Source organism: Mesorhizobium sp. P2_D5, assembly GCF_056404355.1.
In genome coordinates, this window is the sequence record NZ_JBFUEE010000001.1 from 576315 (window position 1) to 598177 (window position 21863).

A 21863-nucleotide genomic window follows, 5' to 3' on the forward strand; every position below is an offset into this window, starting at 1 on the left:
CTTTCGTTTGCGGGGTGGTGGTGTCACGCCGCCTTGCGGGGCCCGCACCCTTCAGCTTTGAGAACGCGCTTGGTCGAGGCGGGATATTTCTTCAGCATCGCCGGCGGGCGAATCGGCCGCGCCGAAAAATTGCCGCCGCAATTGGGGCAGGTGCCGCCCAAAATGTGTTCCACGCAGTCGGCGCAAAAGGTGCACTCGAAGGTGCAGATCAGCGCGTCCGCCGCCTCCGGCGGCAGGTCCTTGTCACAGCATTCGCAATTGGGACGCAGCTCCAGCATTTTTCTCACCTCACCTGATGGGTTCGTGCACGGTCACCAGTTTGGTGCCGTCGGGGAATGTCGCCTCGACCTGCACGTCAGGGATCATCTCGGCGATGCCTTGCATCACCTGCGCGCGGGTGACGACGTAGGCGCCGGCCTCCATCAACTCGGCGACCGGGCGGCCGTCACGGGCGCCCTCGACGACGAAATCGGTGATCAGCGCGATCGCTTCCGGATGATTGAGCTTGACGCCGCGTTCGAGCCGCTTGCGCGCCACGATCGCCGCCATGGCGATCAGCAGCTTGTCCTTTTCCCTCAGTGTCAGGTTCATGCGCTTCCCTGGACTGGCGTAGACAGACTTACAGTGACCATAATTTGGGCAACCCAGCCTTTCCGTTGAGCAATTCGACCAGCGGAACCAGCCGCTGGCGGAGCCGATAGCCGTCCCCGGCGTAGAGCCTCGCAAGAAGCTTGCCAGATTTCCTCACGCTCCAGGCACTGGCGCTGCCCTGGTCGCTGACGATCTCCAGAACCGGATCGAGCAGGGCCTCGGCCCGCGGCGACACCAGCAGCAGCGTCGCCATCGCGACCGCGCCACCGGCAATCGCCGGGCGGTCCAGCGTGGCAGCAATATCGGGTCCGATGCGGAAATCCTCGGCATGAATGAGTTCGCCGTCCTGGCGGACACGCCAGCGGTCATGGAAATTGCCTTTCGTGACGTGTTCGCCCATGGCCAGGCGGCCAAAGACCGTGGCCTCCAGCACCAGCGCCTCGGCGCCGACGGCAAGCTCGACGTCGAGCGTGCGGGCAAACGCCGCCTGGTCGAAGACGATGGTTTCCTGCGGCAGCCAGGCGATGCGGCCGTTTTCACTGACCGATAGTTTCACCCGTACCTCGGCATGGTCGGATGCCGCCCGATAGATTTTCTCGCAGGCCTGGGTCGTGATCGAGGCCGAGGCCGCCGCACCGACATCCACCTCCCAGGCGATACGGTCACCGCCGGTCATCCCGCCGGCGGTGTTGATCAGCACCGCTTCGAGCGGATCGGCCGAGACCGCCGGCATCCTTATCTTGGCGGCACCGTCCTGATAGAGGCGCCGCAACCGCGTGCGACCGTCGACGACGGCGCAGGAAAGCCGAGCCGCGCCCGCGGCGCGCTGCGTCGAAATCCTGCCATGTTCGGTCTTATCCATGCCAGCACGTTAAGCACTCCGGCGCCTTTGTCGATGCATGGCTTGATATAGCTTGTTGCTTGACAACGTTTCGGTTTCTATAGAGGGAACCACCTTGGTACGGTCATGCAGCGCTTGGCGGGGGTATAGAGCGAAGACGGCGGCTTGATACCGGGAGAAAAAGGGGCGCTGCTCAATTGGCGTCGGGAAACGCGACATAGTGGGGAAGAAACCGAATGGCCGACCAGCTGGCAACGGATATCATCGCGAAGATCAAGGCTCATGCCGAGCCCGGCGGCGAAGAAATCACGACCAACACTGAATTGACCTCGCTTGGTATCCATTCGCTCGAGCTGACGGAGATCATCTTCGATCTCGAGGAAGATTATGGCATCGAGATCGAGATGAACACGGTCGATGCCTGGAGCAATCTGAAGAATGTCGGCGACATGGTGGAAGCTGTTCGCGCGCTGATCGCGAAAAAAGCCTGACCTGAATGCGGCAGCGCGTTGTCATCACCGGCATGGGCGGTATTTGCGGGCTTGGCACCAACGCGCTCGCGATCTGGAATGAAATGCGCGCCGGCCGCTCGGCCATCGGCCAGATCAGCAGTCCGCAATTGCATGATCTGAAGGTCAAGGTCGGTTGCGAAATCAAGACGCTTCCCGATCACGGCATCGACCGCAAGCAATTGGTGTCGATGGACCGCTTCAGCCTGCTGGCGGTGATCGCGGCCAGGGAGGCTATGCAGCAGGCCGGTCTGGCCTCGGACGAAGCCAACACCTACCGGATGGGCACCGTCGTCGGCGTCGGTGTTTGCGGCTGGGAAGCGATCGAAGAAAACTACCGCGCCATCCTGATCGAGGGCAAGAACCGCGCCGGCATCTTCACCGTGCCGAAAGTGATGCCCAGTGCGGCCTCCGGCCAGGTCAGCATGAGTCTCGGCCTGCGCGGTCCGGTTTTCGGCGTCACCTCCGCTTGCTCGTCGTCCAACCATGCCATCGCCTCGGCCGTTGACCAGATCAGGCTCGGCCGCGCCGACGTGATGGTCGCCGGCGGCACCGATGCGCCGCTGGTCTGGGGCATCCTGAAGGGCTGGGAAGCATTGCGGGTGCTGGCGCCCGACACCTGCCGGCCATTCTCGGCCGATCGCCAGGGCCTGTCGCTCGGCGAGGGCGCCGGCATGGCGGTGCTGGAGAGCTACGAACATGCCATGGCGCGTGGCGCCACCATTCTTGCCGAAATTGCCGGCGCCGGCCTTTCCGCCGACGCGTCCGACATCGTCGCGCCAACCATCGAAGGACCGACGGCCGCCATGCGCGCGTGCCTCGCCGACGCCGGGTTCAATCCCGAGGATGTCGACTATCTCAATGCCCATGGCACCGGCACCAAGGCCAACGACCAGATCGAGACGGCGGCGATCAAGCGCGTCTTCGGCGACCATGCCTACAAACTGTCGGTGTCGTCGACCAAATCCATGCATGCCCATTGCCTTGGCGCATCGGGCGCGCTGGAGATGATCGCCTGCGTGATGGCGATCCGTGAAGGCATGGTGCCGCCGACGGCCAATTTTCGCGAGGCCGATCCCGATTGCGACCTCGACATCACACCGAACGTGGCGCGTGAACGCAAGGTGCGCACGGCGATCAGCAATGGCTTCGCGTTCGGCGGCACCAATGCGGTGCTGGCCTTCAAGGCGGTCTGATCCCACCCGATCTCGACCGGCCGCAGGCGATCCCGGCCTGTCCGGGCGGTTCCGTCTGCCGGATGCTGTGCTGCTGGAAGACCGTCTGGCGGAGGTTGGAGAGCGGTCATCGCACGACGACGCGTGCGTTCATTCCGGTCTCGTGGTCCAGGCACCTATCTCCGATCGCCCCATCAACGTGCCGTCGGCACCGACCTCCGACAGGATACGGTCAGCGAGTGTAAGGGGCTCGACCTGCGAAGCTGCTGCGATCCCTAGCCGCTCCATGGTCGGCAATTGTGTCTCCACGAGATCGGTCACAAGGTGTACAACGTCAACTGCCCGTGGCCCTGACGAGATGACCGCCTCCAGCCTCAGGACAGGCGAGGGTAGACCAGCCTCTTCAAACAGAGAGGCAAGTCGGGCACCAAGGCGCACCTGCGCTCCCGCCCCCTCGATTGTACGGCTGAGCCACCCGCATACCTTATCGTATGTCGGCGACGGGGGCGACGAACGAGCGCCATCCCAGTCAAGTTCGTGGAATACGACGACCCCACCAGGCCGCAAATGACGGACCATCCGTCGGAGCGACTGTGCCGGATCGGGCATGAATTGGAGAACGTAGCGACCAACTATCGCATCGAAGGGTTCGTCAAAATTCAGTTCAGCCGGATCTCCGTGTCTGAAGGAGATCGTGCTTGATCCGGCATTCCTGGTGCGCAGCTCCGCCCTTTCGACGGCTGCAACGGCAAGGTCGGTACCCACAACCTCTCCAGTCGGCCCAACCAGGTCGCCGCAGAGAAACGCGACATCGCCGGCGCCACTGCCGATATCGAGAATGCGCATACCTTTGGTGATTCCGGCAGCTTCCAGAAAGCGACGCGTGATCGGGTCAATCAACCGTGCCTGGGTGCTAAGGCGGCGCAACTCCGCCTCTGCATGCCCCAGCGCGTAGTCGGTGTCGTTCATCGAGCCCCCCAACTGCCAAGATATAGCACGGATCGGGACGTTCGCTATGTCAAGCGCCCGTTGCCGACATCCTGATGACGGACGTGCTTCGGACACCGAAGGTAACGGCGCAGCGAAACTGTCGCCGCCATATTGATCAGAATCGGCGGTCCGCCTAAATCCTTGGCTGAACCCGCCAAAACCAGCGTCGCCCGGCGCCATCCCCGTTCAGGAGTTTTCCATGGCCGACCTGTCCGCCTTTCCGATCGCAACGCGCTGGCCAGCCAGGCATCCGGACCAGATCCAGCTCTATTCGGCCACGACGCCCAATGGGGTGAAGATATCGATCGCTCTGGAAGAGCTCGGACTGCCCTACGAGCCGCATCTGGTCAACATCGGCAAGAACGAGAGCTGGACACCGGAATTCCTGTCGCTCAACCCCAATGGCAAGATACCGGCGATCATCGATCCGAACGGTCCGGACGGCAAGCCGATCGGCCTGTTCGAATCCGGCGCCATCCTGCTCTACCTCGCCGAAAAGACCGGCCTGCTCATGCCGGTGGACGCGGCGCGGCGCTACGAGACGATCCAATGGGTGTTCTTCCAGATGGCCTCTGTCGGGCCGATGTTCGGCCAGGTCGGCTTCTTCCACAAATTCGCCGGCCGAGAAATTGCCGACAAGCGCCCGCTGGAGCGCTATCGCGATGAATCGCGGCGCCTGATCGGTGTGCTCGACGGCCGGCTGAAGGGCCGCAAGTGGATCATGGACAATGACTTCACCATCGCCGACATCTCGCTGCTCGGCTGGGTGCGCAACCTGATCGGCTTCTACGAAGCGCGCGAACTCGTCGGCTTCGATGATTTCGGCAATGTCGGGACATGGCTGGAACGCGGCCTTGCCAGGCCAGCCGTACAAAAGGGCCTGACCATCCCGGCGAAGGGCTGAATCAAAGCCGGCCAGGCCCTCGACAGAACGCGGCTACTTTGCCTTCGCCTTGGCTTTCGAGCCGCCCCTGCCCACGACGGAAGCGGCAAACGATGCCGCACCCCTTGCCGCGACGACGACGGCGCCGGCTGCCACATTGGCCGTGGCCTTGACCGTGCGCATGGCGCTGCCCGACAGCGAATCGCCAGTGTTTGCCGGCTTTTTGGGCTTTGCGGCCTTCGGCGCGGTCTTCGCCGCGGCAGGCACCACTTTCTTCGGCGCCGCCTTGCCGAAAGACGGCTTGGCGTCCTTGGAACGCTCGGCGATCGCCGGACCGGCGCCTGCCTTCGATTGGGTTGCCTTGCCCTTGGCGGGCGCGGGTCTTCTTGCCTTTTGTGCCATCGGATGGAATCCCTCTTCTGGCCGAATTGCCTGGGGAGATAACGGCCTGAAAGTCTTAAGGTTCCCCTTGAAGAATCCTTACAATCACGCCGAAACGCCGATCACCAGGTCGGCGGTCCGGCGGCGGGCAAGCACGCGGTCGATGTTGGGCATGTCGTTGGAGGCGATCCAGGCGCGGGCATCCGCGTCGGAGCGCCCATGACCGTGCCAGCGCTCGAGCAGGCGGCGCTCGAGCTCGTCGCGCGGCACGTCGACGAAGATCGAGAAATCGAACAGCGGCGCCAGCCGCGACCACGGCTCCTCGTCGAGCAGCAGGTAGTTGCCCTCGACCAGGATGAACTTGGTCTCGGTGGCGACGATCGAGGCGGCGGCGCGCGACAGTTCCATGGTGCGGTCGAAAACCGGGATGGCGATATCGGGTTCACCGGCGCGGATGCGCTTCAGCAAGGTTTCGAAGCCGGCAAAGTCGAATGTTTCCGGCGCCCCCTTGCGCGCGCGCAGGCCACGCCGCTCGAGCACGACGTCGTCGTAATGGAAGCCGTCCATCGGCACCACTTCCACGGCACCTTCCGGCAGCAGGTCATGCAGGCTTGCCGACAATGTCGACTTGCCGGCACCCGGCGGACCGGCAATGGCGACGATGAAGCGTCGCATCTTGCCGGCGCGCTTGAAGATGGTGGCGGCGAGATGGGCGATTTCGGACATGAGAGCCTCTCTCTGGCAGGAGCTTCAAATCCACCATGTTCCGCATGATGATTTCGGCCACATCTTGGCGGCAGTCGGCGGAAATTTCAAACCGGGATTTGTGCAACTGGCAACGGTCAGTTGCGGATGTTGGCGCTGCCCCTCATCGCCCTGCAAGGCACTTCTCCCCGTATTGTGACGGGGAGAAGTGGGCTGGCCGCAACTTTGGCACCCCTTCTTGCGACGCTGGTGATTGGCGAAATCGCCGATGAGAGCACCCCTCTCCCCGTCACTATACGGGGAGAGGATGCCGGCAGGCAGGTGAGGGGCAGCGCCAACTTTGATGGGTAACCTTGCAGGCCCGCTCAGGCAGCCACAGGCTGGCCGATGCGCAGGAAATCGCTGTCGAAGGGAACCTCCCAGGTCGAGCGGCCGGCCAGCCGCATGCGGCCGTTCGCCGTGGTGACTGCCCGCGGTGGCTCGCCGCCGGAGAGCGGCATGGCGCCGATGACATGGCGAAAGGAAACGCTGATGCCCTCGCCGAGCGCAAAGGCGGTCGCCACCCCTTCGCGCTTCAGCCAGTTGTCGCCGATCGACGCGGCATGGCCGACGGAAGCGCGGCCGTCCTCGATGCCGAGCACGCCGCGATGGCGGCCGCTCCATGGCGCGTAGTCGCGCCCGGCATTGCTGAGCCACAGCATGGTGATCGGCAGCTCGGCCGGGTTCTTCAGCACCAGCAGCAGATCGCCTTCGGCTTGGCGCGCCAACGCCGTCCAGCCCGGGCCGCCATGGTCGGCCTCGACCAAAGTGACGAAATCCTCGCGACGGTCGTCCATGCGGTACTGCGTCAGGTCGAGCGTGCCGCCGCCGGCGGCCGGGAAATGGCTGAGATCTGCGGACCGCGCTGGATAGGCCAGCATGAAGCGGCCGCGTGCGGGATCCGGCTCCAGCGGATCGTCCAGCGTCGCGGCGAACCGCTTTGGCGAAAAGGCCAGCCTGCCGCCGCCGGTCATCGCCGTCATCGGGTGATGCGCGACCGAGATCGCGCCATGGCCGCCGGAAAACACATGCTCCTGATAGAGGAAGGGATGGTCGTCGCGCAGCGTCAGGATCTTGTCGACCGTCGCGCCCATCACCTTGTGCCGCAAGCGGAAGCTGGCCCGCCAGCCATCGTTGGTCGCGGCGCTGTCGGTGACATCCCAGGCGCTGTTGGCCGGCCAGCCATGCAGCGGCGCCTCCTCGACGTCGCTGCGCGAAAACGGCGCGCAGAGAAAGTCGCCGGACAGGCGGACGGTGCCCTCGGGCAAGTCTTTGGGTAGCGTCTCGCGCGGCTCGTCGATCCACGGCGCACGATGCAGCGGCTTGAGCTTCCGGCCGCCGCTTTCGACGACCATGTCGGCGATGTGGCCGACCGTGAGGTCGAGCGAGACCGAAATGCCTTTTGCCTTGATCGTGCTGATAGTCATAGCGCTCTCACCGATTCTGATGGGCGGAACAAGAACCCGTTCGGCGCGGCTTGCGCAAGCACCGCGTAAGGCATTTTGCATCAGGCACAATGGAAACCGTCGGGTCGGCGCTGCCCCTCATCCGCCTGCCGGCACCTTCTCCCCGTATAGTGACGGGGAGAAGGGAACTGGCCGCAAGGCCCGCGCTTTCTCTGCAACGCTGGTGATCGGCGAAACCGTTGACGACAGCGCCCCTCTCCCCGTTCCTATACGGGGAGAGGATGCCGGCAGGCAGGTGAGGGGCGGCGCAAACGCTCGGCAAGGCAAATCTCGACCCGAAGCCATCGCCATGAAAGGCTTACTGCCGCTTGTACTCCCGCACCGGCGACTTGGTGCCGTCGGTATAGGTGACCTGCACCGACATCGACGTCACGCTGTCGGCAACCTTGATGTAGCCCTTGGCCTCGTAAGGGATGGCGTAGGGGTCTTTCTTGTCGCAGGGCGGTATCTCGAACGCCTTGTCGAGCGCGGCGCCGTTGAGGCTGTAATGCACCTCCTTGATGGCGCAGCGGTAGGACAGCATCTGGGTGAAATAGACCAGGCCGTGATTGCCGCCGGAGTCGAAGGCGATCCACGAGGTCCAGAACTGGTCGAGGATCTGCTTGTCGCCTTGCTGGAGTGCTGCCTCCGGGTCGAAACGGATGTCGAACGGGCCGGTCTCGCGCCCCCTGATGTCGAGATATTTGACGGCGATGGTGCCGGCTGCGGTGCTGCTTGGCAGCTCGAAACTCGGATTGGGCATCGGCTTGCCGGTGGTCTGGTCATTGAGCGCCAGGAAGCCGGTGTCGGTGAACGGGCCGCTGTCGCCCATGCGCCAGGAGATGGCGGTTGCCGGCTCGGGCAGCGAGATGGTCATCGACCAGCCCTGGTTCGAGCGCATCGGCGTCAGCGTCGGCACGAAGCGCGAGGGATCGAGCACGTCGCCAAGGGCCGCCAGCCGGCTGCGGCTGCGGTCCTGCCAGTCGGCGAGCTGGGTCTGGTCGACGAAATATTTGAGCAGCCCGCCGTCTTTTTCGTAGGACATGAATTTGGTCAGCGCCTTGGCCTCGTTGCGCTTGTCGGCCAGCGTCTGGGCGCCGAGGCGATCTTCCGAGAACTCCTGCGCCAACAGGAAATGGGCCGGTGCGAAATCCGGATTGGCCGCGATGAAGGCGTTGAGCTTGTCGAGGCGCTGGGCGTCGTCGAACTGCAGGATATGCACGAGCTTGATCGACAGTGCCTTGCCCTTGTCGGAAAGGGCGCCGAACACCTCGCGGGCGCCGGCCTTGCCGTCCTGCACCCGAAGCAGCGTGGCAAAGCGCGTGTAGGGATCGATGGCATCGACATCGAAGCCGGCGAAGGCGAGGTAGGAGCGCCGCGCATTGAGCATGTCGCCCGACAATTCGTAGACGCGGGCGTTGTGATAGAACTCGTCCGGCCGCTTCGGCTCGGCGATCGCCCCGCCCTGCGCGGCAAGGGCGGCAAAGCCCTTGGCGATGGTGTCGATCGAGGCGGCGATCTGCTCGGTCGTCGCCTGCAGCTTCTCGGTCTGGGCCTGTTGCTGCGCCTGGCCGGCGGCCAGCGTCTCGGTCTGCTTCTTCACCTCTTCGGCGGTCTTCTGCACCTGCGCGGTCTGCTGCGTCTGCTGCTGCTGGGCCGACGCGATCTCGTCGGTCTTCTTGGCCACCGTGTCGGTCGACTGCTTGACCGCTTCGACCGTCTTTTGCGTTTGCGTGACGGTCTGCTCGATCTTGGCCACCTTCTCCGAGACGATGCCCATCGATTGCTGCAGCCCGGCGATGGCTGGCACCAGGCTGGCGATCACCCCGTTCTGCGAATTGGTCTGCTGTTGCAGGCCGTAGACGCCGCCGGCGACGGCGGCGGCGCTGGTGGCGAAAATCAAGGCCGGCAGTGCCTTGGCCGCCAGCACCAGCCTGAGCACGATGGCAATGGCGATGATGACCGCCGCCACCGAGGCGACCAGCGCGATATAGGCGGCGAACGGCGCCAGCGGGTTGAGGATGTCTGAAGCAGCGCCCCCGACAAAGGCGATGCTGCCGGCCCATTTGCCGGTGCGGCTGAGTGATGCCTTGATAAGCGACGGCGCAACGCCGCCAGCCCCGATGTTCGTCATGCCCAAGCCCCCCAAGCCGACAGATGCCACGCCCCTTCCCACAGGAAGCGCGGTTTTGGCAAGGGAAGACAGGAAACAGGCGATTTCGGGGCGGCTGCTCGAAAGGGGCGCCACCACTATCCCAAGTCGGCGCTGCCCCTCATCCGCCTGCCGGCACCTTCTCCCCGTGAAGAACGGGGAGAAGGGAGAAGCTCCAGCGCCAGCGACCCCCTCTCCCCGTTCTTCACGGGGAGAGGGTAGGGGTGAGGGGCAGCGCAAACATCCGGAAGATGTGGCTAGAATCGGTTGGCGCCGTTCAAAACCCAGGGGAATTGCCCTGAGACCGGCATTAACCAGTTGGACGCAGCTGGCGGGTTACGTTAGCTTCGCCTCATCTCAGCAACAGCATGACCAGAATAGACTTGCCCTTGTTCAACTCGCGTTCCCTTACGCTCGTCCAGAGACTTTTCGCGGCCCTTGGCCTGTTGCTGCTGCTTGCCGGCTGCACGACCGTGACGCCGCCGGATGCCGTGCTGGCAGTGCCGGCGCCGCCGCAGAAATATGCCGCCATCGTCGTCGACGCCAAAACCGGCAAGCAGCTGTTCGAGGTCAACTCGACGGCGCAGCGCTATCCGGCCTCGCTGACCAAGATGATGACGCTGTACCTGCTGTTCGAGGCTCTGGAGTCCGGGCGCGTCACCAAGGAGACGCAGATCCCGGTGTCGGACCACGCCGCCTCGCAGCCGCCGACCAAGATGCGCTTCCGGCGCGGCGAGACCATCGACGTCGATTCGGCGATCCGCGCCATTGTCGTCAAGTCGGCCAACGACGTGGCGGTGGCGGTCGGCGAGTATCTCGGCGGCTCGGAAGAGCAGTTCGCCGCCATGATGACCGCCAAGGCGCGCCAGCTCGGCATGGTGAGCACCGTGTTCCGCAACGCGTCCGGCCTGCCCGACGACGACCAGCACAGCTCGGCGCGCGACATGGCGGTGCTCGGAATGGCGCTGCATTCCCGCTTCCCGCAGCACTTCCACTATTTCTCCGAAAGCGATTTCATGTTCCGCGGCCGGCTGGTGCGCGGCCACAACGACATGCTCGGCCGCGTGCGCGGCGTCAACGGCATCAAAACCGGCTACATCAGGGCCTCAGGCTTCAACATCGTCACCTCCTACGAGGCCGACGGCCGCCAGCTGATCGTGGTGGTGATGGGCGCCGACAGCGCCCGCCAGCGCAACGACCATGTCGAGGCGCTGATCCAGCGCAGCCTGTCGCCCGCTATGGCCGACACAAAGACCAGGCTGATGTTCGCGGAGCAGTGAGGAGCAGCCCGAATACGCGCCCGGCTGCCCGCCGACGGATTGCCCGGTGAGGGCAATTGTGCTATAGATTCGGATATGGTGCTGATTTGCGCCAACTGACCTACTGGACGAGTAACCCGCCGCGAGGCGGGTTTTTTGTTGCCGCCGCTAACCATGCCGCGACTTCGGAGCGCTGCCGCGGTGCTGAAGTTCGTGTGATGTCGGCGGGACAGCACCCCCCTGTCCTGCCGGACGTTCGTCGTTAGGAAAGCCAAGCAATTGGCTTCCTGTCCGCTACGCGGACCACTCCTCAACCCCCGCAAGGGGGGAGATTGGCAGTTTGCTCTGACGGCGCCTTTTCTTCGACGTTGGGGATTGGCGAAAGCCGTTGTGACATCAAATCTCCCCCCTTGCGGGGGAGATGTCCGGCAGGACAGAGGGGGGTGGGAAGGATCGCTACCGAACGAACTTCCATCCCGCCGCTGCATTCTTCGGCCATGCCTGCCACCGCCCCCTTCAGGTCGATCACAAGAACTTGTACGGCATGCGAAAACCGTCGCGATGCTGGCGATGTTGCGGCATAGGCGTATCGTCAAGCTGAGCACCCCCATCAGGAGCCCGCACCATGAGCACCGTCCCGAAAACGCCGGAACAGGCGGCAGACAACCAGAACGATGGCGGCAGCGAATATTTCGAGGCGCCGACCATTGGCGAGCACGATGCCGAACATGGTTCGGACGAGCACTCCGAGGTGCCCGAAGTGCCGGACTCGGAGCCATCGGCTCCAGGCGCGTCACACGCCAAGGCGAAGAAAAAGCCATCGGCGATCTCGGGGCGGAAATTCCGCAAGCGCGATCTGGTCCGCATCGACACCCTGCGCCCCAGCCTCGCCGACCGCATCCATGCCGACCATCCGGACCTGCCGGCGGGCGCCCGTATCAGCCGCGCCGAGCTTGGCCGCTACCGCATGCGCTACATGGAGGAGCTGCTCCAGCAGGAGCATGGCGAATTCTCCGAGCTCGACCGCCAGGTGGTCGAATCGATCGCCAGGCAAGACACCATTTCCGAAAACAGCGAGGAGGAGTTCGAGGAGCACCGGACATTTGCCGACCGTGTCTCCGACAACATGGCCGCCTTCGGCGGCAGCTGGTGGTTCCTGATCTCCTTCGCCACCGTGCTTCTGGTGTGGATCGGCATCAACCTGCTCGAAGGCACGGTGAGCGCCTTCGATCCCTACCCCTTCATCCTGCTCAACCTTCTGCTCTCCTGCATCGCCGCCATCCAAGCGCCGATCATCATGATGAGCCAGAAGCGGCAGGAGACCAAGGACCGCCTGCGCTCCTTCAACGAATACCGCGTCAACCTCAAGGCCGAGCTCGAAGTGCGCCATTTGCACGAAAAGCTCGACTACCTCATCTCGCGCCAATGGACCCGCCTGGCCGAAATGCAGCAGATGCAGCTCGACGCTATGCACGAACTAGCCGGCGCCAAGAAGCCCAAGCGCGCGCCACGCAGGGCGCGGGCGGTGAAGGGGTGAGGAGTGGTCCGCGTAGCGGACGGAAAGCCAATTGCTTGGCTTTTCGAATGACGAACGGTGAAGCCCCGGTCCGCCTTCGGGCGGATCGAAAGGTCCAGTGGACCTTTCGAAGGGGCTGAACGCCCGAAGGTGGAGGCCACACGTTCGAATCGTGTCGGGTGCGCCATCTCTCTCGAAAAACCTTTAGAGGGCCAGACTGGGCTCTTCAGCGAAAATTTCAGCCAGAAAGTCAATGAAGACCCTGACCTTGCTAGCGAGGAACCTTGCGTTGGGCCTGACCGCGCTGATCGCAAGCTTTGGGCGCGAGTAATCCTTCAACACCTCCCGCACCGTTCCGGAGGCGATCTCCGCGGCGAACAGCCAGCCCGGTGTGTGTGCCAGGCCCAAGCCAGCCAGGACGGCCGCGCGGATCTGTTCCGCGTCGTTGGTGCGGAAGGCGCCCTTTGGGTGGTGGACGATGGGACTGAAGCGGCTCGAAAACTCCCAGACACGTGGCGCGCCATCGGGTGCATAGATCACGCAAGCGTGTCGTTCCAGATCGTCGGGCATCCGTGGCTCGCCATGCTCCGCCAAGTAGGAGGGGGTGCCGACGGTGACGATAGGCGTCTGGGCGATCTTCCTGGCGATCAGGCTGGAATCCGATAGTTCGCCATTGTGGATACCGAGATCGACGCCCCCTTCGACCAGGTTGACCAGGTGATCGGTGACGACCAGTTCGACGGATACCCCGGGATAGCTGGCGAAAAACGCGGTCAGCCGAGGCACGATATAGAGCCGGCCGAAGACGGGTGTCACATTGGCTCGTACCAGGCCGGATGGCGCGACGACGCCGCGTCCCACACGGGACTCCGCAGCTTCGAGGTCGCCTAGCAGTCGCACGCCGGACTCGTAGAAGTCACGGCCGGCCTCGGTAAGGGTCAGGCTGCGGGACGTCCGCTGCAGCAGCTGCGCGCCGAGGTGTGCTTCGAGAGCCGCGATCTGCTTGCTCACCGCCGGCTGCCCGACGCTTAAGGTGCGGGCCACAGCGGAAAAGCTTCCGGCGTCCACCACCCGGACGAACAGGCTGATGGCGCCCATACGGTCCATCTGCGTCTCCATCCATTCCTAAAATGGAATTGATTGTATTCCAATCGGTTTTCTACCCCCTCGTTCAAGGAAAGAATAGTTCTTTTCTCATCCGCCGGAGGAAAGCCCCCTGGCGCATTCGAAAAGGAGATCGCCATGACCAAGAGCACCGACGAGAAGGCCCTCACCGACATCGTGAAGGAAATGGCCACGTCCATGACCGCTGAGCAAAGCACGCGGCACTGGGCGGACGATGCGCTGTGGTTCGACATTCCGGCCTTCGCTTCAAGGGGCCGTGAGCCGGCGAAGAAGATGTTCGACCGCGTGTTCAGCGGGTTCAAATCCTGCGACATCGACATCCTCGAAGAGGATGTGAAGATCAGCGGCGACATCGGGATCGTCTGTACGGTCCAGAAGGCCAAGATCGTGCTCAAGAACGGCGAGACCAAGCATGCCTGGGTGCGCCAGACCGACTGCTTCGAGCGGCGGGGCGGCGAGTGGAAGCTGTTCCATGAACACGCCTCATCCCCCGTCGGCGGGGAATGGGACGGCAAGATCATCACAACCTAGTTGGGGGCTAAAGCAAGCCCAGGAAAGGAAGCCGCCATGGTCCTTTCGATGGATCGTCAGATCGCAGCTGCACTTGACCGAATGGTCGCGGGGCTGGGCGAGGTCCAACCTCGCCCGCCCGTCGGCGACTGGCGCATGCGCCGTGAAGGCGCACCGCCATGTTCGGCATGTGGGCCGCCCTTCAGTCGGTCCCCACGGACGTGGCCACGCGCGACATCTCGATCCTGTCGCAGGAGCGGCAGCGGACGGAAAGCCAATTGCTCGGCTTTCCGAACGACGAACGGTGAAGCTCCGGTCCGCCTTCGGGCGGATCGAAAGGTCCAGTGGACCTTTTTGAAGGGGCTGAACGCCCGAAGGCCAGGGAGCCTGCGAAGGCCGGGCGGAGCGCGAACCTGATCAGCCTGTCCGGCGCTCGACCCTCGGATGACGCTAATCGCCAATTGCCCGTTGAAGCCAGCGCCTGCTTCCGCTAAGAAGCCGTGACTTGCCGGTTCACCGGCTGGTTCGTTTTCCGGATCGCCGGGAAGCACCCGTAGCTCAGCTGGATAGAGCGCTGCCCTCCGAAGGCAGAGGTCACAGGTTCGAATCCTGTCGGGTGCGCCAGCTCATCTTGGTCCATTCTGGACATAGGTTACGGTTTGTACCGGAGACATCGGTAACACTTTTGGCCCGAAGGGGTCTTGGAGCCTAATCGTGCCATTCGACCGTATCGCCGGTCAATCACTGCGACGTAACGGCGTCAGGCTGTCCAGATTGCCAAATGGGGCCGCACAACGCCCTCGCAGAAATCGCGAAAGCTCAGCACGTTGGAGTGGCCATCGTACTCTGTCTCCCTTGCTTTCCGGAGACTCTCGGGGATCACGAGCGATAAGCCGATTGACGCCATATCCTCGATCACACTGCCAGCGATGTTTTCATCGACGGTCGTCAGGAATAACGGACGTGATCCTTTCTCGCGCTCGACCTGCTTCCAGCGTTCGCGGAGCGTCGTTTTCGCGCTGAGGATCAGGCCGGTTTCAGAGCCAGCCGTGCCGCTGTCAATGAATGCCAGCGACGGCAGAATGAAGTCCGGCCGCTTCTTCGACGCCAGGATCACCTGTTTCTCGAACGGGATGTTTCCATCGGTCAGCATTGCCTCGATGTGGTGCTCGTACGAATAACCGGCGCGCGACTTGCGCTGCTGGCTCGCCGAGAGCATCAGCGCATCGATCGACGGAAGCTCGTCAATCAATTTCCGGATGATTGCGCTGGCGCTAACTTCCTTCGGTTCATCCCCCAGCACCAGCCGGACCAGTTCGACCGATCGCTCGCGGCGCTGGTATTCACGAAACAGATCCCATTCGATCATGCGACTGATTTCGCGCAGGGCATCACCCGGCGCTTCCAGTTTGAACGGATCAATTTTTTCGAGCCCGTATTTTCTGCTGTATGCATCGCGCGCCATGCGTGCCAGATCGACGGTCGGCGGCATAGCAGCGTTGTTGTGCGCGAAGCTTGTAATGTTCCCGGCGATCCAGGCTGCGATCACCTGCTCGGCAAAGTTCAGGATGCGATCAAGCTCCGCCCTCTTGCGCTCGGCCGGCTCGAAAATATCAATCAGGAAATCAGGCTGAAGATCGAAGATGTCGGCCAAAAGCGTTGCTTCATCACTGTCCGAGTCGATCGTCAGGCATTCGAAAAATATCTCATCGCCATCCTTTAGCCGCCCCATGATCAGAAGCGAGGCAGGGAGCAGTTCGGCAAACGCAGCTTTCGGCACACCGGTAAGGTGTGTTTCCTCCCCCTTGCTTCTGTAGTTCACCAGTCTTGATTTCTTTTCCGGCTCATCGACCTGCGGCCAGACGGTCCGGAATTTACGCTCCCAGATCTCGTCCAGTTTGCCGTCCTTGCGGTCCTTCAGCTCAAGAGGAGGGAAGAAGCCACTGTCTCGCTGCTCGTGGGGGATGTAGACGCCCGCCTGGTGCTTGTTCGCATAGCGTGCCCAGTCGCGGTCATTGTTCGAAAGCTTCTTGATCAGAACAAGGTCGGCTTTTTCCAGCAGCCGGGTCAGAAGATCGGCATCGGCACCTGACTGTTGAAATGCAAATTCTGTCTGCGTGCTCATGCGGTCCCTCTGATCTCGCCTGTCAGCTCGCTCCCTTTAAGCCACTCCACAATCCGTTGCAGTACCGCGTCAAACTGAAGGCTCGTTCGCCCCTTGAGGGCGCATTCCCACACGACCATCTGCCGCCATCCACTTTCCTCCAATGCAGCGCGCACGGCCTGGTCGCGAGCGACATTGCTCACGATCTTTTTCTGCCAGAACTCCGGCCGCGTGGAGGGCATTTTGAAAAGATGACAATCATGTTGGTGCCAGAAGCAGCCATTCACAAAAATGGCCGCATGAAAACGCGGCAGCACCAGGTCAGGTTTCCCAGGCACGTCGGCTGCATGCAACCTAAAGCGAAATCCCATGGCATGCAGCCCGCGCCGTATCGCCAGCTCGGGCAGAGTATTCTTGCCCCTGATACCGGACATCATCCGGCTGCGGGTTTGCTGGTCTACGACATCAGGCAAAAGCCCTTACCTTCCTGCGGCTGGCAGCGTCTTCTTCCATCGCCGTCTGGAGAAAGGGCTCCATATGCCGTGCCACTGCTTCTACAACAGGGACAACAACCGCGTTGCCGAACTGGCGATAGGCCTGCGTATCTGAAACCGGAATCCTGAATTCCTGCTGGCCCGGTCTATCGAAACCCATGAGCCTTGCACACTCGCGCGGTGTCAGACGACGGGGGTTCTTTCGCTTTTGCTTGACCAGTATCTCGGACCCGTCCTTGTGATAGCGCGCTGAAAGCGTGCGCGCGACATCACCCGGCCCAACCAGCCCGAAGCCAAATCCATTGCCCTTCAGGCGGTGTTTTTCTGCGTAATCCTGAAGATAGCCCCACAGGTGACCCGACAGCGTATAACGTGGCGAGACCTCGCCCTGATTGCCTTCGATAAAGTACCCGTCCGCCGCTTCTGATCCGTCCTCCGGATGCAAGATGGAAGACAGGCGCGGACCAGACGCGGGATCAGCCAGCATCAGGTTATCCAGGCTGAAATCGTTCTTCTCACGGAAACCCACCAGGAAAAGACGCTCCCGGTGTTGAGGCACCCATAAGCGCGCATCGACGATGCGCGTATGAACCTGATAACCTAGATCTTCCTGAAGCGTCTTCATGATCACATCGAACGTGCGCCCCTTGTCATGACTCTGCAGGTTCTTCACGTTCTCGAGGAGGAAAGCCTTTGGGCGGTGATGTGCGATAATGCGTGCCACGTCAAAAAACAGCGTGCCTTGCATGTCGCACTGGAATCCATGAGCCCGGCCGAGGGAGTTCTTCTTTGATACGCCCGCAAGCGAGAAGGGCTGACAGGGAAAACCTGCGAGCAGCACATCGTGCTCCGGAATGTCATCCGCCTCGATCTTCGTAATGTCGCCTGCCAGTTCATGATCCATCGGGTAGTTGGCCCGGTACGTCTCCTGGCTGAAACGATCCCATTCAGATGTAAACACGCACTTCCCGCCGATTGACTCGAAACCACGGCGCATGCCGCCGATCCCCGCGAACAGATCGATAAATGAAAACGAAGTCGCATGAGTGTCGATCCTGCTGTCGGCCATAATGCGTAGCAGCTCGATCACCGTTCTACGCGGGTTAGCCTCACCCCGCTCCCAGCGATAGACTGTCCTCTCGTCGAAACCTACACATCGCGCAGCCTCCTGGATGGTGAGACCGGCCCTTTGTCTGAGTTCCGAGAATGTATGCATGGATGACCCTCCTGGGCGCAGAATCGCTGGGAATATTTATGACATGATGTCATCAGAACATATCGGGAACAAGAAAAATATTAGAAAAGAATCCACAAGAGAATCAGTGGTTTGTTTTTGGATGCGCGATTTGTCCCGGCCTCCGTCTGACCCAGCGAGGCTTGTGCCGGCAACAATGCAACAAAACGCGCACGCGCCACCTCAAGGGCCAAGGTGCAACGTCCCTTTTTTTTCAATGTTGCCAACATTTCAGAAATGTACGCGAAATGTGTTGACTCAGAGATCCGCAATGTGTGAGAAATGTGCAACATCAGGCAGGGAAAAATGCGGGACAAGCGACAGAAGTTCATCAAGTTGGCCCAAGCGAGAGTGAACAGGGCTATCAGGGATATCCGGCTGATCGGAAATCTTTCCAACAAAAGCGCCTACAGCTTCACAGACGACGACGTGAAAAAAATGTTTCGCGCGATCCAGAAGGAAATGGATTCGGCAAAAGGGAAATTTGGTGAGGACGGCGGCGGCCGCGACAATGAATTTACGCTGGAGGAATAATGACAGCCTGGACTTTTGAAGAGTTGCCTATGGCTCAGGTCGAGCAGGATCTGACGCAGCGTGACCAGTTCAATAATGATGAAGTCGAGCTCTCCGAGGCGCTTATCCGTGAAGTTATCCAGAATTCCACGGATGCCGCCATTGGTGGTACGATGGTCAAGGTTCGCTTTGCGATCCGCGATCTCGATGCCGGCGGGGCAGCTGTACTGAGATCCCGCTTTGCGAGCCTTCGGCCTCATCTTGCGCAATGTGCGATTAGCGCCAATTCCCTGGACAGAAATCATGCACGAGTGCTGGTTATAGAAGACTTCGGCACCCGAGGCCTTACCGGAAACCCTGGCGCTCTGGACGGCGACAATTTTCACAACTTCTGGCGTCGCCACGGCCGATCCGGCAAGGGAGGTAACGCTGGCGGTCGTTGGGGGCTTGGAAAGCTCGTCTTCTCGGGATCATCCGAAATCCGAGCCTTCTTTGGCCTGACACTGCGCTCCGGCGATACTTCGCCGCTCCTTCTTGGGCAGGCAGTACTTCGCAATCACGAGATCGGGGGCAAACGTTATCTTGCCCACGGCTTCTGGTTCAGTGAACGCAACAGCGAGGGATTGCAAATGCCCGTAACAGATGCTGCCGAGATCAGCAGTCTGACCGAGCTTAGCGGCGTCATGCGATCGGGCCAGCCCGGTCTGTCGCTGATTATCCCCTATCTGAATCTGAACGTCACCGAGTCCACGATAATCAGCGCAGTGGTTCGCAATTACTATTTCCCCATTCTTGCCGGACACCTTGTGGTTGAGGTTGGCTCAACCCTTATCGACCGCAAGACGTTTCACCAGGTTGCTGACAGTCTCTCCGGCGGCCATGGCATCGCTATTCCTCTGCAGTTCGTGGAGGAGGTAAGCGCACAACTGCAGCAAACGCCTTCGTTCCTCGCTGCTTCCGCGATGAATGGCCGCGGCCTTGAGGAAAAAAGTTTTTCCGGCGATGACATCGCTGCAATGAAGAAGTCATTCTCCGAAAACAGCCTCATTCACGCGCGTGTTCGCGTAAAGCTCAAGCCTGCTGGTGGTGGCGAGCGCGTCAGTCACGTAGATCTCTTTCTTAAGTCCGTGCCCGAAACCGACAAGCCGTTTGCTCTCTTTGTACGCGGATCCATCACCGTTCCGGGTGAGATGCGTTATTTCAGTGGCGCCCATGCGTGGGGTGCGATGATTGCGGCAGACGGGGGCGTTGTGGCCTTTTTGGGTGATGCCGAGAACCCTGCCCATACAGCCTGGAATGCCAACGCCGAAAGACTATCGGAGCGCTGGAAACTGCCGTCGCCGACTCTGAAGCATATCCGTCATGCCCTGCGGGAGCTCTATGGCTGTATCGCCGATCAGATCGAACGCGAGGACCGCAATGCGCTGATCGACCTGTTTTCGCTGGCGGATCATACTCAGTCGTCGGCCGGAAAAAAGAAACGCAGCCGCAAGCCTGACATCAACGCAGTACCGCGCGAGAAGGCAATCAGTATCAAGCCGCGCAAGGGCGGCTTCCAGGTCGTCGCAGGGCCCGGCGCAGCGAAATGGACGTTCCCGAAAATGGTGCGTGTGCGCGTTGCATATGACCTGATCGGCGCCAATCCGTTCAACCGTCACAGCAAGTTCGATTTTGATCTGACAAAGGGCGGAATCGATATCGAGGCATGCGCAGCCAATGTTGACCCTGTGAAACCCAACACGCTCGACGTGCAGGTCACTGGACCCGACTTCAGCATTACAGCTCACGGGTTTGACGAAAACCGCGACATTGTTGTTGATGCGAGGGCTGCCTGATGGCCACGACAAAGAGACATATCAATTTTACCGGACGCAAGCGCATCCGGCATGACGCTGTCGACATCCGCCTGCTTGAGGGCGCTCCCGATGGCATCCTGAAAGCTACCGCTTCGATTAATCTTGTCGGACTCGATTTTCCACCATCTGCCGGAGTTGCCATCGAGGCCTACCACAGCTCATCGACCATGCGCTTTGATTGTGGGACCGTCGGACAGCTTCGAATTCCTCCGGCTATGGCACTGGACGAGATTGATGTCGGTGGCACTATCCAGTTTCGCGTCAAGGTAGTTGATCGTGATGGTGTCAACGGACGGTTGCTCGGATCAGTCGAGCGTATACGCGCCAGAAGTGGCGAAGATGACGACGGCCGCCGGAGCATTTTCCCGATCTATTATCGGAACATCGGCGATCAGATTTGGTACGTCGATGTCGATGAGGACACTCCACCCTCACTGGTCCTGAACAGCAGGATTACAACCTTTCCGACGCGAATGCTGTCCGATGAATTGCTTCGCGGCGTTATGATGCCGATGGCCCTGCGGATCGTGCTGGAAAAACTAGCGTCTTTCACGTCGATTGATGCCGAGGATGAAGCCGACTGGAAAGCTGAATGGTTGCGGTTTTGCCATGACGAGCTTGGTATCGAGAGTGACCTCGACGGTCTGTCTGCAGAAGAGCGGGCAGAGTGGGTGGATGAGGTCGTCCTAGCATTCTGCCGGCAGAATCTCTTTGTCGACCGGATCAGAAAGGCAGCGGAGGGGGTCCACTGATGAGTGCTGTATTAAGAAAACTGAACGATGAGGGCCTGCGCCGCTTCGCTGACTGGATTGCCGAGGGTGCCGACGGCCCTGTGCCTGTTTCGCTGCTAACTAACCCCGAGACATCCGAAGCTCTGCCGGTAGCTATCGTACCGGTGAAACATAGCTTCGCCGATCGAGTCGAGTTCGGTTGGTATCTTAAAGAGTTGCTGACACCGCTTGATGCCAATGTGATTTCGCGCGACGCCGGCCTCTGGTCTGCGCTGGCGCTCGTCTGGTTTGATCTCGTCTGTCCTCCCTCCGCCAGCGGAAAACGCAAACCTGACAAGGCATATCGATATATTCTCAGTCCTGACTATCGGCACTATTATCGCCACCTAGTGCGCACGCCATGGCAGCTTGTTCGCGACCATGGCGAAAATGCACGCTTTCTGCTGGTGTCGTCGCGCGAGGCGCCACACCCGCTGAGCGTTCACGGAGAGATTCTGGAACAGTTTGGCGGCCGGCAGAGCGTTCTGGCAAGCCGACCGATCATTGCCGCTGCAGGTCGACTTTATCTCGATCCTGTTACCCGTCGCCCAAAGCGCGGAACTGCCGGCAGTCTTCGAGGCAGCGCCCGTCGTTTTGGCGCGGTCCTGCGGCAGTTTGATCTGACATTTGAAGCGGAAGTGATGTCGCACGCAGAATTGATCGCCATTTTTCCGCACGAATTCGACGTATGGAAGAGTTCAATCGATAAAGAAGTCAGACAGACAGCCGTTGGGCGCGAATGACGAGGCTGTGGCAATAGCATAGAAGGAT

At 61.3% G+C, this 21863-nt stretch carries 23 protein-coding genes and 1 tRNA gene; 12 read left to right on the forward strand and 12 right to left on the reverse strand.

Annotation, left to right across the window (positions count from 1 at the left end):
• Positions 1–23: 23 nt before the first annotated feature.
• The 3 genes from AC1DYW_RS02805 to AC1DYW_RS02815 are packed head-to-tail and all read right to left on the reverse strand — an operon-like array spanning position 24 to position 1453.
• Positions 24–278 carry a DUF1272 domain-containing protein gene (locus AC1DYW_RS02805; RefSeq protein WP_095083341.1) on the reverse strand — a complete coding sequence of 85 codons (255 nt, stop codon included), beginning with the start codon at positions 276–278 and terminating at the stop codon, positions 24–26.
• Between the two features lie 10 nt (positions 279–288).
• Positions 289–591: an urease subunit gamma gene (locus AC1DYW_RS02810; protein ID WP_477225036.1), complete on the reverse strand. Its 303-nt coding sequence runs from the start codon at positions 589–591 to the stop codon at positions 289–291.
• Between the two features lie 28 nt (positions 592–619).
• Positions 620–1453, reverse strand: a complete 834-nt coding sequence (locus AC1DYW_RS02815) for an urease accessory protein UreD (RefSeq protein WP_477225037.1) — start codon at positions 1451–1453, stop codon at positions 620–622.
• A gap of 215 nt (positions 1454–1668) precedes the next feature.
• On the opposite strand from AC1DYW_RS02815, the gene AC1DYW_RS02820 reads away from it, so the two are divergent.
• Together AC1DYW_RS02820 and AC1DYW_RS02825 are read left to right on the forward strand one after the other, a co-directional pair.
• Entirely contained in the window at positions 1669–1923 is a 255-nt protein-coding gene (locus AC1DYW_RS02820) for an acyl carrier protein (RefSeq protein WP_184873030.1), read from the forward strand.
• Between the two features lie 5 nt (positions 1924–1928).
• The gene (locus AC1DYW_RS02825; protein WP_477225038.1) at positions 1929–3137 is read left to right on the forward strand and encodes a beta-ketoacyl-[acyl-carrier-protein] synthase family protein; all 1209 of its coding nucleotides are present in this window, start codon (positions 1929–1931) and stop codon (positions 3135–3137) included.
• Positions 3138–3266: 129 nt separating this feature from the next.
• Here the strand turns inward: AC1DYW_RS02825 and AC1DYW_RS02830 are convergent, their stop codons facing one another.
• On the reverse strand, positions 3267–4085 hold the full coding sequence (locus AC1DYW_RS02830; RefSeq protein ID WP_477225039.1) for a methyltransferase domain-containing protein: 819 nt from the start codon (positions 4083–4085) through the stop codon (positions 3267–3269).
• Between the two features lie 220 nt (positions 4086–4305).
• On the opposite strand from AC1DYW_RS02830, the gene AC1DYW_RS02835 reads away from it, so the two are divergent.
• The gene (locus tag AC1DYW_RS02835) at positions 4306–5010 is read left to right on the forward strand and encodes a glutathione S-transferase family protein (protein WP_457150162.1); all 705 of its coding nucleotides are present in this window, start codon (positions 4306–4308) and stop codon (positions 5008–5010) included.
• Positions 5011–5043: 33 nt separating this feature from the next.
• On the opposite strand, the gene AC1DYW_RS02840 is transcribed toward AC1DYW_RS02835, so the two are convergent.
• The 4 genes from AC1DYW_RS02840 to AC1DYW_RS02855 form a co-directional block, all read right to left on the reverse strand.
• On the reverse strand, positions 5044–5391 hold the full coding sequence (locus tag AC1DYW_RS02840) for a hypothetical protein (RefSeq protein WP_477225040.1): 348 nt from the start codon (positions 5389–5391) through the stop codon (positions 5044–5046).
• Between the two features lie 84 nt (positions 5392–5475).
• Complete coding sequence (locus AC1DYW_RS02845) at positions 5476–6096, reverse strand: nucleoside triphosphate hydrolase (RefSeq protein ID WP_477225041.1); 621 nt, start codon at positions 6094–6096, stop codon at positions 5476–5478.
• A gap of 344 nt (positions 6097–6440) precedes the next feature.
• Positions 6441–7541 (reverse strand): hypothetical protein, encoded by a 1101-nt coding sequence (locus tag AC1DYW_RS02850; RefSeq protein ID WP_477225042.1) that lies wholly within the window; start codon positions 7539–7541, stop codon positions 6441–6443.
• Positions 7542–7878: 337 nt separating this feature from the next.
• Positions 7879–9693 carry a methyl-accepting chemotaxis protein gene (locus AC1DYW_RS02855; RefSeq protein WP_477225043.1) on the reverse strand — a complete coding sequence of 605 codons (1815 nt, stop codon included), beginning with the start codon at positions 9691–9693 and terminating at the stop codon, positions 7879–7881.
• Positions 9694–10079: 386 nt separating this feature from the next.
• On the opposite strand from AC1DYW_RS02855, the gene AC1DYW_RS02860 reads away from it, so the two are divergent.
• Together AC1DYW_RS02860 and AC1DYW_RS02865 are read left to right on the forward strand one after the other, a co-directional pair.
• Complete coding sequence (locus AC1DYW_RS02860; RefSeq protein ID WP_477225044.1) at positions 10080–10991, forward strand: D-alanyl-D-alanine carboxypeptidase family protein; 912 nt, start codon at positions 10080–10082, stop codon at positions 10989–10991.
• Between the two features lie 604 nt (positions 10992–11595).
• On the forward strand, positions 11596–12507 hold the full coding sequence (locus AC1DYW_RS02865) for a DUF1003 domain-containing protein (protein WP_477225045.1): 912 nt from the start codon (positions 11596–11598) through the stop codon (positions 12505–12507).
• Positions 12508–12690: 183 nt separating this feature from the next.
• Here AC1DYW_RS02865 and AC1DYW_RS02870 read toward each other — a convergent pair whose 3' ends face one another.
• Positions 12691–13593 carry a LysR family transcriptional regulator gene (locus AC1DYW_RS02870; RefSeq protein ID WP_477225046.1) on the reverse strand — a complete coding sequence of 301 codons (903 nt, stop codon included), beginning with the start codon at positions 13591–13593 and terminating at the stop codon, positions 12691–12693.
• A 135-nt stretch (positions 13594–13728) separates the two neighbouring features.
• Here AC1DYW_RS02870 and AC1DYW_RS02875 point away from each other — a divergent pair, with 135 nt between their 5' ends.
• The 3 genes from AC1DYW_RS02875 (at position 13729) to AC1DYW_RS02885 (ending at position 14745) form a co-directional block, all read left to right on the forward strand.
• A complete protein-coding gene (locus AC1DYW_RS02875; RefSeq protein ID WP_477225047.1) occupies positions 13729–14142 on the forward strand; it encodes a YybH family protein in 414 nt (137 codons plus the stop codon).
• A 158-nt stretch (positions 14143–14300) separates the two neighbouring features.
• Positions 14301–14429: a hypothetical protein gene (locus AC1DYW_RS02880; protein WP_477225048.1), complete on the forward strand. Its 129-nt coding sequence runs from the start codon at positions 14301–14303 to the stop codon at positions 14427–14429.
• A 239-nt stretch (positions 14430–14668) separates the two neighbouring features.
• A tRNA-Arg gene (locus AC1DYW_RS02885) sits at positions 14669–14745 on the forward strand.
• A 136-nt stretch (positions 14746–14881) separates the two neighbouring features.
• On the opposite strand, the gene AC1DYW_RS02890 is transcribed toward AC1DYW_RS02885, so the two are convergent.
• Genes AC1DYW_RS02890 through dcm form a run of 3 tightly spaced genes read right to left on the reverse strand, consistent with a single transcriptional unit; the run spans position 14882 to position 17935 of the window.
• A complete protein-coding gene (locus AC1DYW_RS02890) occupies positions 14882–16246 on the reverse strand; it encodes a type II restriction endonuclease (protein WP_477225049.1) in 1365 nt (454 codons plus the stop codon).
• Entirely contained in the window at positions 16243–16698 is a 456-nt protein-coding gene (locus tag AC1DYW_RS02895; RefSeq protein ID WP_477225050.1) for a very short patch repair endonuclease, read from the reverse strand. Before AC1DYW_RS02895 ends, AC1DYW_RS02890 begins: the two co-directional genes overlap by 4 nt.
• On the reverse strand, positions 16691–17935 hold the full coding sequence (gene dcm / locus AC1DYW_RS02900) for a DNA (cytosine-5-)-methyltransferase (protein ID WP_477225051.1): 1245 nt from the start codon (positions 17933–17935) through the stop codon (positions 16691–16693). Before dcm ends, AC1DYW_RS02895 begins: the two co-directional genes overlap by 8 nt.
• Positions 17936–18259: 324 nt before the next feature.
• Here dcm and AC1DYW_RS02905 point away from each other — a divergent pair, with 324 nt between their 5' ends.
• Genes AC1DYW_RS02905 through AC1DYW_RS02920 form a run of 4 tightly spaced genes read left to right on the forward strand, consistent with a single transcriptional unit; the run spans position 18260 to position 21835 of the window.
• Positions 18260–18487, forward strand: coding sequence for a hypothetical protein (locus tag AC1DYW_RS02905; protein WP_477225052.1), 228 nt, complete (start codon positions 18260–18262; stop codon positions 18485–18487).
• On the forward strand, positions 18487–20301 hold the full coding sequence (locus tag AC1DYW_RS02910; RefSeq protein ID WP_477225053.1) for a hypothetical protein: 1815 nt from the start codon (positions 18487–18489) through the stop codon (positions 20299–20301). The genes AC1DYW_RS02905 and AC1DYW_RS02910 overlap by 1 nt, the downstream gene beginning before the upstream one ends.
• Positions 20301–21074, forward strand: coding sequence for a hypothetical protein (locus tag AC1DYW_RS02915; RefSeq protein ID WP_477225054.1), 774 nt, complete (start codon positions 20301–20303; stop codon positions 21072–21074). The genes AC1DYW_RS02910 and AC1DYW_RS02915 overlap by 1 nt, the downstream gene beginning before the upstream one ends.
• Positions 21074–21835 (forward strand): hypothetical protein, encoded by a 762-nt coding sequence (locus AC1DYW_RS02920; protein WP_477225055.1) that lies wholly within the window; start codon positions 21074–21076, stop codon positions 21833–21835. The genes AC1DYW_RS02915 and AC1DYW_RS02920 overlap by 1 nt, the downstream gene beginning before the upstream one ends.
• Positions 21836–21863 lie beyond the last annotated feature (28 nt).